Consider the following 12043-nt stretch of genomic DNA (forward strand, 5'->3'; position numbering starts at 1 on the left):
CACCCATGACATCGACACGCCTTCACTGGCCGGCCCGGCTCGCAGCCCTCTGCGCATGCTGGGCTTTCGGCCCGTTCACGAACGCTCAGGCCTCGGGCATCGATGCCCTGCCGTTCGCCGGCGTGCCCGTGCACAAGACATTGAAATCGATGTACGACCTGCGCCATCGCGACATCGTCGGCCAGCAGTTCGACTTCAGTTGCGGCTCGGCCGCCCTCGCCACGCTGCTGAAATACGGCTACGGCATCGACATCCCCGAAGCCGACATGATCCAGCGGATGATGGCCTTCTCCACGCCCGAGGTGGTCGTGCGTCACGGCTTCTCGATGCTCGACATGAAGAAGTTCGTCGAAACGCTCGGGCTGCGCGGGCGCGGCTTCCGGGTCGGCCTCGATGCGCTCTACACCCTGCAGATCCCCGTCATCGTGCTGATGAACATCGAAGGCTACGAGCACTTCGTGATCGTCAAGCGCGCCGCCGACGGCCGGGTCTTCATCGCCGATCCCGCGCTCGGCAACCGCATCCTGCTCGAACAGGATTTCGCCAAGACCTGGAACGGCCTGGTGTTCGCGGTTGTGGGCAAACCGTTCATGGAGGATTCCCCGCTGCTGCAGCACAACGACTCGCTGGCGCTCCGGTTGCGCGAACAGGCGCTCACCACCGGCTCCGCCGCGATCCCGTTCGTCGAGTACGGCTTGATCAAGGCAGACCTGTTCTGACCCATCATGAATCGCTCACTCTCATTCCTGCGCGGCGCGGCTTGTGCGGCCGTCTGCGCACTCACCGGCAGCGCCGCCTCGGCCGCCTCGCCCGCCGGCATGCAGATGCCGTTCGCGGGCGACGCGCTGGCCCCGGCCGCGCTGCCGATCGTCGCGGTGGACGACGACGTGCTGGCCCGTCAAACCGGCAAGTTCGCCGATGCGACGATGGTGTCCGGCTTCGTCGTCAACCTGCTCTCGCAATGGCAGTTGCCGAATGGCGCGCTCGCGATCGCTCAGGGATCGCTGAACGTCGTCGCCAACGGCGCCAACCAGTTGTCGGCCCAGGTGCAGACGGCCGCCGCCGTGGTGGCGGGCGACCCGTCGCGCGCCAACGGCACCGATCCGAACGCCGTCGCGTCGGGCGGCCAGACGATTCGCGTCAACGGCGTGTCGCAGGTCACGCAAGTGGCCGGCAACGGCAACACCGGCAGCAACGCGATGACGATCGACTTCGGCCCGAACCTCGGCACGGCGTCCACCATGCTGCCGGGCGCGAGCGGCTCGCCGAGCGCTTCGGCGGCCAGCGCCGACGGCACGATCCGCGCCAGCATCGCGTTCGGCGCGAACGGCGTGATGCTGGCGCTGAACACGCCGGCCGGCGTCGCGAGCCAGATCATCGCGCCCGCCGCCGCGCGGGCCGGCGCCGTCGCCCAGTTGCTGCAGGTGGCCGGCAACCAGCAGCTCGTCTCCAACCAGCTCCAGCTTCAGTTGCGCACGCAACAGATGTCGGGCGGCGCGCTGCGCCAGGCCGGCATCCTGCAGGCGCTGCAAGCCGGCTTCGCCGCAAGGAGATGACGCGCGGCCCGCACACCGCAGCCCCATAACCACGGCGCCCGCGCCCTTGCACGCGACGGGACGCCGATACGGCAGCAGAACGCGCCGTTCCTTTGCCGCCGGGCGGGTTGACCCGGCGAGCGGCGCGAAACCGAATGTCACGTTTCGAATAACACCGGGGGTTAGACCATGCAGATCGATTTCTCGCCGCGCCATCCGCTCGCGGCCATTCCCGCTGCCGTGCTGCTGCTGGCGATCGCCAGCAGCGCCCAGGCCCAGGCGCTCGCCAACCAGTCGGTCGAGGACCGGCTCAACGCGCTGATGCAGCTCGTCGACGCGCAGCAACGCAAGATCCAGTCGCTCGAACGTCATGTGGTCGACCTGGAGATGCAGCAACGCGGGCGCGGGCTGTCCGACCCGCCGGCCGAAGCCGCGAATGGGGGCAACGGCGCCACCACCGTGCTCGCGCAATACACGCCGCTCTCGCCCGCGCCCGGCGACGGCACCGGCACGGCCACCGGCGTGCCGGTCTCGCCACCCGTGTCGGGCTCGGCGGGCACCGGCACCCGCAGCGGCGCGAACGCCGCGGCCACCACCGGCACGATCGGCACCGAGAACCGCGCGGCCGAACCCACCCGCACCGAAGCCGAAAACGCCGTGGTGCAACGCGAGCACGCCCCGCTGTTCGATCACAAGCTGACGATCGACTGGGGCATCAGCGACACCTACTACGATCGCCGCCAGTTGCAGCTCTCCGGGTTCCTCGCGCTCGACGCGATCTTCCTCGGCAACCTGAACCTCGGCCAGACCAAATCGCACCAGTTGACGAGCGACGTCGACATCCGCTACGGCCTGACCAGCCGCATCAACGTGGATGTGGATGTGCCGTACGTGTACCGCACCAGCAACTTCATCGTCGGCGGCGCGGGCGGCGCGTCCAGCTCGCTGTCGGATGCGAGCGGCACCTCGCACGCGCTCGGCGACGTCAACTTCGGGATCTACTACCAGTTCCTGAAGGAAACCCAGAATCTGCCCGACGTGGTCGGCAGCCTGCGCGTGAAGACGCCGTCCGGCGCCTCGCCGTTCGGCATCAAGCTGCGCCAGATCGACCCGAACAACACCAACCTTGTCGCGCCCGACACGCTGCCCACCGGCACCGGCTTCTGGAGCATCACGGCCGGCATGTCGGTGCTGAAGACCTACGACCCGATCGTGCTGTTCGGCAGCCTGTCGTACACCTACAACGTGGCGCGCTCGTTCGGCGACATTTCGTCGGTGGTCGGCCAGACGCAGCCGGCCAAGGTCAAGCTCGGCGACATCGTGCAGATCGGCGGCGGCGTGGCGCTGGCCTTCTCGGAACGCGATTCGGCCAGCATCGCCTACACGCTGGCGTTCGAGCCGGAAACCAAGACCAAGGCCCCCGGCGACGTCTGGCAGAAGGTGCCGGGCAGCCAGACCACCGCGTCGACCCTGAGCTTCGGCCTCAATCACGTCTTCAACAAGCACCTGACGATGAATGCGTCGGTCGCCGTCGGCCTCACGCCGGACGCGCCGAACTTCGTGGTCGGCGTGCGTTTCCCGTACACGTTCTGATCGCCGCGACGGAGCCCATCGTGCAAGAATCCCGCGTCCCGCCCGCCGTCATCGCCGCCGATTTCTCGCGTCGCCGCCGTGCCGCCGATACCCTGTCCGACACCGCCGCGCCGGCCGCCCCGCGCACGCTCGTCTATCTCGCCCGCCAGCCCGACGCGGTGCTGGCCGCGTTTCTGTCGCAGCACGGCTGGCGCGTCGCGCGCTTCGCCTCGCCGCTCGAATTCGCGCGCAAGCCGGCCGCGGTCGAACCGCAAGCCGGCCTGCTCGACCTGCGCGGCTTCTCGACGGCCGAGCTCGCATCGCTCGACGTCGCGCTGCGCCGCCCCGCCACCGGCTGGGTCGCGCTGGCCGATGCCGCGCGCTTCGACGAGCCCGAGGTGCGCCGGCTGGTGCGTCAGTACTGCAGCAGCTTCGTCGCCGACGACGCGCCGCCCGCCACGCTCGACCTGCTCGCGCGCCAGGCCTGCGCGATGGCCGGCCTCGCCGAGCGCGAGCCCGGCGCCGACGCGCGAGCCCGGGACGCCGGTGACGACGAGATGGTCGGCACCTGCGAGGCGATGCAGCAGTTGTTCCGCACCATCCGCAAGGTCGCGAACACCGACGCGACGGTGTTCATCTCCGGCGAATCGGGCACCGGCAAGGAGCTGACCGCGTTGGCGATCCACGAACGCTCGACGCGCCGCAACGCGCCGTTCGTGCCGATCAACTGCGGCGCGATTCCGCCCGCGCTGCTGCAATCGGAGCTGTTCGGCTACGAGCGCGGCGCGTTCACCGGCGCGACCCAGCGCAAGATCGGCCGGATCGAGGCCGCGCAGGGCGGCACCTTGTTCCTCGACGAGATCGGCGACATGCCGCACGAAAGCCAGGCCAGCCTGCTGCGCTTCCTGCAGGAAGGCCGCATCGAGCGGCTCGGCGGGCGCGAATCGGTGCCGGTGGACGTGCGCGTGCTGTCGGCCACCCATGTCGATCTGGAAGCGGCGATGCGCGAGGGGCGCTTCCGGGCGGACCTGTTCCACCGGCTGTGCGTGCTGCGCATCGACGAGCCGCCGCTGCGCGCGCGCGGCAGCGACATCGAGGTGCTGGCGCGCCATATCCTGCAACGCTTCAGCGCCGACGGCGGCGGCCGGATCCGCGGCTTCTCGCCGTGCGCGATCGAGGCGATGTACCGCTACGCGTGGCCCGGCAACGTGCGCGAGCTGATCAACCGGATTCGCCGCGCGATGGTGATGGCCGAGCATCCGGTGCTGTCGGCCGACGATCTCGATCTCGGGGACGACGCGTCACACCCGTTGCCCACGCTCGCCGGCACGCTGGAAGCCGCCGAGCACCAGGCACTCGACGCCGCACTGCGGCGGCACGGCGACGACGTGGCGGCAGCCGCCGCCGCGCTCGATGTCGCACCGGCCGAGCTGATGGCCTTGTTGAATCGGCATCGGATCGATCTGGCATCCGGCGCGGCGCTGGAAAACTGAGGAAACCGGCACGCGCCAGCGAGGCTGGCGAGCAGGTCGCGCCGCATCCGCGAAGCCGGCCGGGGTGCGATTACCCCCGAGGCGGCGCCGAACCACGCCGGCGCCGTGCCGGCGTGCGCCGGGCGTGCGCACCGGCGAACCGGTCGCGCGCCACGTTGCGCACCGCGTCGATCAGGGCCTGCGCGGCCGGCGACGGCCGGGCGTCGGTACGCAGGATCAGGCCGACCAGCTCGTCCGCGCCGTCGGCCGGCAGCGGCAGCCGCACCAGCGTCCCGCCGGCCAGATCGTATTCGGCCGCGTAGCGCGGCACGAACCACACCGCATCGTTTTCAAGTGCGAGCGCGCGGCCCACCGACACCGACAGCACCTCCACGAAGGTATCGAGCGCCGGCGCGTTGCACGCCGCCAGCATCTGCTCGGCCGACTGCCGGATCAGCGTGCCGTACGGCGGCACCACCACCGGGAAGCGGCCCAGCTCGCCGGCCGGCGCCGGGTGGCTCGCGAGCGGATGACCGGCGCGCACCAGCGCCACCAGCGGCTCGTTGTACAACTGCTCGAACGACAGGCCGACCATCCGCTCCGGCTCCGACAGCCGCCCGACCGCGCACTCGATCTCGCCCGATTTCAGGCGTTCGAGCAGCCGCGCATTGGCGTCGGTGGCGATCCGCACGATCATGCGCGGCATGCGCGCCGTCAGCGCCTTCATGACGGCCGGCGCGAGCGAGGCTGCCACGGTCGGCAGCATGCCGATCTCCAGCGTGGCCGCCACGCCGCCGCTCTCCCCGGCCAGCAGGCCCACGCCCTGGCGCAGCGCCATCACGCTGGCGCTCGCATGGGGCAGGAACAACTGCCCCTCGCGGGTGGGCTGCGCACCCTGCCGGCCGCGCTCGAACAGCTTCACGCCGAGGATCGATTCCAGCTCGGCGATCGTCTTGGACACCGCCGGCTGCGTGATCGACAGGCTTTCGGCGGCCTTCTGCACGCCGCCAAGCTGCGCGACCGCCAGGAAGCACTGCAGATGCCGGAACTTGACCCGGCCGTCGGCGATACGATTGACCATAACGGTTGGTTATACGAGATGGGAAAAAACGTCATTTTGCATAACTTTCCGGATTGGTTAAAGTTCGGCGTCATGCCCTCATCAATACAGACAGGAGACACCGCGATGGACGACTCCATCCTCAGCCCGCGCGACTGGCCGTCGCATCCCGCCTACGTTCACCCCGAATACCGTTCGTCCGTCAAGCGCGGCCCGACGCGGCCGCTGATTCCGCTGAAGGAAAAGCTGCGCAACCAGTACGTGCCGGTGTATGGCGCGGAAGACCTCGGCGCGCTCGACCACGACCTGACGCGCAACGCCGTGAAGAACGGCGAGCCGCTCGGCGAGCGCATCGTCGTGACGGGCCGCGTGCTCGACGAAGGCGGCAAGCCGGTGCGCAACACGCTGGTCGAGGTGTGGCAGGCGAACGCCGCCGGCCGCTATGTCCACAAGGCCGACCAGCACGACGCGCCGCTCGACCCGAACTTCCTCGGCGCGGGCCGCTGCCTGACCGACGACCAGGGCCGCTACCGCTTCCTGACGATCAAGCCCGGCGCCTATCCGTGGGGCAACCATCCGAACGCCTGGCGCCCGAACCACATCCATTTCTCGCTGTTCGGCGATTATTTCGGCTCGCGCCTCGTCACGCAGATGTACTTCCCCGGCGATCCGCTGCTGCAATACGATCCGATCTATCAAGGCACGCCGGAAGACGCGCGCGAGCGCCTGGTATCGAACTTCTCGCTCGACGTCACCCAGGAAGGCTATGCGCTCGGCTACGAGTTCGACATCGTGCTGCGCGGCCGCGACGCCACCCCGATGGAGCGCTGATCATGACGACGCTGAAACAATCCCCTTCGCAGACGGTCGGCCCGTACTTCGCCTACGGCCTGTGCCCCCAGCAGTACAACTTCGACATGAAGAGCCTGTTCTCGACCGATATCGCCGAACCCCACGCGGCCGGCGAGCAGATCGTGCTGATCGGCCAGGTGTTCGACGGCGACGGCAAGACGATCCTCGACGCCATGCTCGAATTCACGCAGGTCGATGCGGCCGGCAAGTATCCGGCGTCGCGCGCCGAGATCGCGGCCAGCGGCTTCACGGGCTTTTCGCGGATCGGCACGGGCACCGACGCCCAGCACCGCTTCGTGGTGCGCACCGTCAAGCCGGGCGCGACCGATGCCGGTGCGCCGCACATCGACGTGGCGGTGTTGATGCGCGGCGTGCTCACGCATGCGTTCACGCGGATCTATTTCGACGACGAAACGGCGGCCAACGCTGCCGACCCGGTGCTCGGCAGCGTGCCGGCCGCGCGCCGCGACACGCTGCTGGCGCGCCGCGAGGTGCAGGCGAACGGCGTGGTGGCCTATCGCTTCGACATCCGCATGCAGGGCGAGCAGGAAACGGTGTTTTTCGATCTGTAAGTTCGGATCGGATCACGAAAAAAAAGCCGAGGGACGCGATGTCCCTCGGCTTTTTATTTCAGGATGACGCCAGCATCGCACTTCGCTGGACTACGCCACAACCCGATACAGCAGTTTGATTAAGGATTGAGGCAAGTTCGGCCTATGCCGGTGCTTTCTGAAACTTGCCCCGACTTCGCTTCTATTGGCGCCAGCGGTGGCCACCGGGTTGAACATCGCCGGCTTCAACCGAGGCATCGCGCCAGGTTCGCTGCTGGGCGGGACGAGCCGGGAAGCGATGGGGCTGACCAGTACCGCCTGGGTCGGTGCGGTGGCGGTGGGCCTGGGGATCGCCCGGATGCTGTGGCAGATGTAGCAGACGCCAGCACGTTGCATCGACGTGTCGGGATAGGCGCACGCGATGAACATCGGCATGGGTTTTCTCGAGGCGAGCGCAGCAGTTGGCGCGACTCCATCCCGATCAGGGCTTGAAAAGCTCCGCGCCCATGAAATCGATGAATGCGCGCAGCTTCGGTGCCAGGTGCTTGCTCGACGGCCAGAGCATGCGGAAGGTGCCCCGATGCTGGTTGAAGTTCTCCAGCACCGTCACCAGTTCGCCCGCCGTGATCGCCTCGCGCACCATGAAATCCGGCAGACAGGCGATTCCGAGGCCGGCGCGGGCGACGTGAAGCAGGGCCTCGGTGGTGTTGCATACCATCGACGCCGAGAGGCTGGGTTCCGCTTCGCCTTGCGGCAGACGCAAGGGCCACGGCTCGAATTTGCCGGTGCTCGGGAATTTGTGTTGCAGGCAGGCATGACCCGCAAGCTCAGAAGGCACGCGCGGCGTGCCGCGCGCCGCGAAATACCGGGGCGCGCCGACCAGCAGCAGCTTGAAGGTGCCCAGCGGGCGAGACATGAGGCGCGAATCCGCCGGCTCTCCGGTGCGGATGACGGCATCGAAGCCTTCTTCGATCACATCGACCATCCGATCCGAGACATCCACGTCCATTTCGATGGCCGGATAGCGATGCATGAAGGCCGTCAGCGCCGGCATAACCAGGCCGCTGACCAGCGGCAGGCTCACGCGCAGCTTGCCTTGGGGAGCCTGGCGGGTTTCCGACAGTTCCAGCTCCGCCGCCTCGACCTCGCACAGGATGCGCCGGCACCGCTCCAGAAACAGCGCCCCTTCGGCCGTCAGCGTGATGCTGCGTGTACTGCGGTGGAACAGGCGCACGCCCAGCCGCTCCTCAAGCCTCGCCACACTCTTGCCCACGGCGGAGGACGAGATGCCCAGCACGCGCCCGGCCTCCGAAAAGCTGCGGGCTTCCGCCGCTTGCACGAAGAACCCGATGCCGTTGAGGGAATCCATTGCGACGCTCATCTAAGAAAATTTGTCCGATATGCTCGGAACCTTAGCCTATTTTTCTTAATGGTGTGCGCGCCTACGCTGACGACTGCACAGGTTGGATGCGGCTGTCTTGGCTTTCGAGATATGGCTTTGGCGTCTGCCTGTCCCTTCACGGACTCTCTGCGGACGTTTTTCATGGCACAAACCTTGGCCGCCACACGCGGCACCACTGGCCGCGATTGGCTGCAACTGCTCGCCACCTGCCTCACCGGCATCCTGATCCCGTTGTGCTTCACCGGCCCGGCCGTCGTGCTGCCTTCCATCAGCCAGGAACTGGGCGGAACGGCGATGCAACTGAACTGGGTAGTCAACGGCTACATCCTGACCTACGGCAGCGCCATGATGGCGGCTGGCAGCCTGACCGACACCTACGGCCGCAAGCGCGTGTGGCTGGTCGGCCTGGCGCTGTTCGCGCTGGCGACGTTCGCGATTCCGCTGGCGCCGACGGTCGGCTGGATTGACGGACTGCGTCTGCTGCAAGGGCTGGGCGGCGCGGCCGCCTTCGCGGGCGCCATATCCTCATTGGCGCAGACCTTCCACGGCCCCATCCGCACGCGGGTGTTCAGCCTGCTCGGCACCACGTTCGGCATCGGCCTGGCCTTCGGGCCGCTGGCGGCGGGCGAGCTGGTGGAGCTGGCCGGCTGGCGCTGGGTGTTTCTGGCCACGGCGCTGATCGGGGTGGCCGGCTTCGTCATGGTGTGGGCCAGCGCCACGGAATCCCGCGATCCGCAGGCTACCGGCCTGGACTGGCCGGGCGCCATCAGCTTCACCGCTGCGCTCGCCTTGTTCACCTCCGGCATCCTGCTGGCACCGGAAGAAGGCTGGCGCAGCGCCGCGGTCATTGGGCCGCTGCTGGCGGCGGCCGTGCTGTTCGCGGCCTTCGTGCGTATCGAGCGGCGCGTGGCCCGCCCGATGCTCGATCTGTCGCTGTTCGGTGGTGCACGTTTCGTCGGCGTACAGGTGCTGGCCGCGTCGCCGGCCTTCTTCTTCGTCACGCTGATCGTGATGCTGCCGGGCCGCTTCATCGGCATCGACGGGCTGGGTGCGCTCGACGCGGGGCAAATGATGATTGCCCTGGCAGCGCCGCTGCTGGTGGTGCCATTCCTGGCCGCATTGCTGTCACGTTGGTTCACCGCCGGCGTGCTGTCCGGCGTCGGGCTGCTGTTGGTAGCGGTCGGGTTGGTTTGGCTGGCACAGGTGCTGGCCGGCGGCGCCGGCACTGCGCTGGTGGGGCCGCTGGCACTGATCGGCATTGGCATCGGCCTTCCCTGGGGGCTGATGGACGGTATGGCCGTGAGCGTGGTGGAGAAGGAACGCGCGGGCATGGCAACCGGAATCTTCAACTGCGTGCGCGTCTCGGCTGACGGCATCGCCATCGCGATAACCGGCGCATTGCTGGCGCTCCTGATCCAGGGCGGGTTGCTTGGCGCCTTGGGCATGGCTGATCCGTCCGTAGTGATCGAGGCAGCCAACCGTGTCGCGTTAGGCGATCTGGCGCAGGCCAACGCCCTCGTCACCGGAGAGCGCGCGTTGCTGCTGGCGAGCTACGACCATGCATTCCGCCGGGTCTTGTACGTCCTGGCCGCTGCATCCGCATTGACCGCATTGCTGGTATTCGCCTTGCTCGGCCGCTCGCGCGCGCATGAAGAAACGGGAGCGGCGGCATGAACTCAGCCGGCACAGGTTCCTTGCCCGTCGACCTTGCACGGCACCGGGCCTATGCACGGATCTTTCAGCCGGGACGGCTCACCGGCGGTCTCATCGCCCCATTGGAAGGCCGCCCGGATTCCCCTGCGCCCACGCGCGGGGAGCATGCGGCCCTGGCTCGCCAAGCTGATGACGCACTCGGTTTCGCGGCGATCTGGCTGCGCGATGTGCCGTTCCTCGCCTCCAGTGTCGGAGACGTGGGACACATGCACGATCCGATGATCTATGCCGGCTGACGGCCGCGATCACCCAACACATCGCCATCGGTACGTCGGGCATGGCGATGACCTTGCGCGATCCCCTGCCAGTTGCCAAGCAGGCGGCCAGCGTCGATCAGCTTTCCGGCGGCCGGCCGCTGCCGGGATTGTCCACCGGCGACCGGGCAACGGAGTACCCGGCATTGGCCCAGCCCCACGACCACCGCGTCCGCATGCAGGGCAAGCGGGAAACGGTGTTGTTCGATCTGTCGGTCCGGATCGGATCAAGAAAAAGCCGAGGCACGCGATGTCCCTCGGCTTTCTTTATTGCTTTTTTTATTGCCGCGCGGCCCGCTCAGCCCGCGTACACGGCGTCGCGCAGTTCGATCGTCAACGGCCCCGACATCCCTTCGTATGCCGTATTGGTCAGCAGCAGCACCGTCAGGCCGGCCGCGCGATCGATGAACCACGAATGGCCGTACACACCGCCCCACTGCAAGGTGCCCGCGCCCTGCGGCGAGCCGGCTGCCGCCGGATCGAGCAGCACCGCGCTCAGGTAGCCGAAGCCCCAGCCCGGCCCGCGCGATTCGGACGCCTCGCCGGCCTGATCGGTGCGCGCCGCCTCGGCCAGCGCGTCGGGCAGGAAGCCGTCGCCGGCGCGGATCGCCTCCAGCGCGCGCAGCACGTCGTCGGCCGAACCGTACATGCCGGCGCCGCCCGACGGATAGGCGCCGGGCGTGAACACCCGCGACGGCGCGAAGCGCACCACCGCGCCATGGCCTTCGGGCAGCGGCACGTCGAGGTTGTCGGTCATCCGCACCGGCTCGGCTGCGCCGTCGTGGTAAGGCGTCGCGAAACGCTCGGGCGTGCTCGACACGAAGCCGCAATCGCGCAGGCCGAGCGGCTCGCCGACCAGGGCCGCGACCGCCCGTTCGAGCGGCAGCCCGGTCGCACGCTCGATCACGGCGCCGAGCACATCGATCGCCAGCGAATACTGCCAGGCGCTGCCGGGCGCAAAGGCGAGCGGCGCGAGCGCGAGCCGGCGCAGGTTTTCGGCGAGATCGAAATCGCGCAGATCGATGCCGTCGGAAATGCCGAGCCGGTCGTACACCGAGCCGGGGCCTTCGAGCAGCCAGTAGCCGAGGCCGGACGTATGCGTAAGCAGATGATGGAGCGTGATGACCGGCTCGGCGCCGTCGGCCAGCTTCGGCCGGAACTCGGGCAGCCAGCGCATGACGGGCGCATCGAGCGCCAGTTCGCCGCCTGCGACGAGCCGCAGCACCGCGAGCGCGACGATCGGCTTGCTGACCGAAGCGAGCCGGAACAGCGTGTCCTCGCGCATCGGGCGCTGCGCCTCGCGGTCGGCCAGGCCGTGCGCGCGGCGGTACCGCACCGCGCCGTGTTGCGCGACGACGGCCACCGCGCCCACCACGCGGCGCTCGCGCAGCGCGCGCTCGAATACGGCGTCGAGCCGGCCGGCGAGCGCATCGGCATCAAGAACGGCGGGCGTGGCGGGGGCGATCGTCATGGTGCGGGTTCCGGTGGCGAAAGGCTCGATTCTAGACAGGCGCGCGCCGGCTTGCAGCCGTCTATCGTCGTCTGCGGCGCGTCACCTCGCAACGCGCCTCGCTTGGCTTGCGTTCTGCCCCGCCCGGCCGATAGAGTCACGGTTCCGGCGCTTCGCCGCTC

At 68.6% G+C, this 12043-nt stretch carries 12 protein-coding genes and 1 pseudogene; 9 read left to right on the plus strand and 4 right to left on the minus strand.

What is annotated here, in order from left to right:
- The first annotated feature begins 5 nt into the window (after window positions 1-5).
- The 4 genes from ACYP33_RS31760 (at window position 6) to ACYP33_RS31775 (ending at window position 4600) form a co-directional block, all read left to right on the plus strand.
- Window positions 6-719, plus strand: coding sequence for a C39 family peptidase (locus ACYP33_RS31760; RefSeq protein WP_414439278.1), 714 nt, complete (start codon window positions 6-8; stop codon window positions 717-719).
- 6 nt (window positions 720-725) lie between these two features.
- The gene (locus ACYP33_RS31765; RefSeq protein ID WP_459625166.1) at window positions 726-1556 is read left to right on the plus strand and encodes a peptidase C39; all 831 of its coding nucleotides are present in this window, start codon (window positions 726-728) and stop codon (window positions 1554-1556) included.
- 168 nt (window positions 1557-1724) lie between these two features.
- A complete protein-coding gene (locus ACYP33_RS31770) occupies window positions 1725-3128 on the plus strand; it encodes a hypothetical protein (RefSeq protein ID WP_459625167.1) in 1404 nt (467 codons plus the stop codon).
- 20 nt (window positions 3129-3148) lie between these two features.
- Window positions 3149-4600, plus strand: coding sequence for a sigma-54 dependent transcriptional regulator (locus ACYP33_RS31775; protein WP_459625168.1), 1452 nt, complete (start codon window positions 3149-3151; stop codon window positions 4598-4600).
- 70 nt (window positions 4601-4670) lie between these two features.
- Here the strand turns inward: ACYP33_RS31775 and pcaQ are convergent, their stop codons facing one another.
- The gene (pcaQ, locus tag ACYP33_RS31780) at window positions 4671-5660 is read right to left on the minus strand and encodes a pca operon transcription factor PcaQ (RefSeq protein WP_459625169.1); all 990 of its coding nucleotides are present in this window, start codon (window positions 5658-5660) and stop codon (window positions 4671-4673) included.
- A gap of 105 nt (window positions 5661-5765) precedes the next feature.
- Here pcaQ and pcaH point away from each other — a divergent pair, with 105 nt between their 5' ends.
- Both pcaH and pcaG read left to right on the plus strand, forming a co-directional pair.
- A complete protein-coding gene (gene pcaH, locus ACYP33_RS31785) occupies window positions 5766-6470 on the plus strand; it encodes a protocatechuate 3,4-dioxygenase subunit beta (RefSeq protein ID WP_459625170.1) in 705 nt (234 codons plus the stop codon).
- Between the two features lie 2 nt (window positions 6471-6472).
- A complete protein-coding gene (gene pcaG / locus ACYP33_RS31790) occupies window positions 6473-7063 on the plus strand; it encodes a protocatechuate 3,4-dioxygenase subunit alpha (RefSeq protein WP_459625171.1) in 591 nt (196 codons plus the stop codon).
- Window positions 7064-7153: 90 nt separating this feature from the next.
- Here the strand turns inward: pcaG and ACYP33_RS31795 are convergent, their stop codons facing one another.
- Together ACYP33_RS31795 and ACYP33_RS31800 are read right to left on the minus strand one after the other, a co-directional pair.
- Entirely contained in the window at window positions 7154-7477 is a 324-nt protein-coding gene (locus ACYP33_RS31795; RefSeq protein WP_459625172.1) for a hypothetical protein, read from the minus strand.
- 46 nt (window positions 7478-7523) lie between these two features.
- Entirely contained in the window at window positions 7524-8411 is an 888-nt protein-coding gene (locus ACYP33_RS31800; RefSeq protein WP_459625173.1) for a LysR family transcriptional regulator, read from the minus strand.
- A 174-nt stretch (window positions 8412-8585) separates the two neighbouring features.
- Here ACYP33_RS31800 and ACYP33_RS31805 point away from each other — a divergent pair, with 174 nt between their 5' ends.
- From ACYP33_RS31805 to ACYP33_RS31815, 3 genes and pseudogenes are all read left to right on the plus strand, one after another.
- Window positions 8586-10118, plus strand: coding sequence for an MFS transporter (locus ACYP33_RS31805; RefSeq protein ID WP_459625174.1), 1533 nt, complete (start codon window positions 8586-8588; stop codon window positions 10116-10118).
- Window positions 10115-10393 carry a hypothetical protein gene (locus ACYP33_RS31810; RefSeq protein ID WP_459625175.1) on the plus strand — a complete coding sequence of 93 codons (279 nt, stop codon included), beginning with the start codon at window positions 10115-10117 and terminating at the stop codon, window positions 10391-10393. The genes ACYP33_RS31805 and ACYP33_RS31810 overlap by 4 nt, the downstream gene beginning before the upstream one ends.
- Window positions 10394-10440: 47 nt before the next feature.
- A pseudogene (locus ACYP33_RS31815) lies at window positions 10441-10527 on the plus strand (hypothetical protein); the annotation flags it as partial.
- Window positions 10528-10709: 182 nt separating this feature from the next.
- Here the strand turns inward: ACYP33_RS31815 and ACYP33_RS31820 are convergent.
- Window positions 10710-11882: a serine hydrolase domain-containing protein gene (locus tag ACYP33_RS31820; RefSeq protein WP_459625176.1), complete on the minus strand. Its 1173-nt coding sequence runs from the start codon at window positions 11880-11882 to the stop codon at window positions 10710-10712.
- Window positions 11883-12043 lie beyond the last annotated feature (161 nt).

Source organism: Burkholderia sp. 3C, from assembly GCF_054589155.1.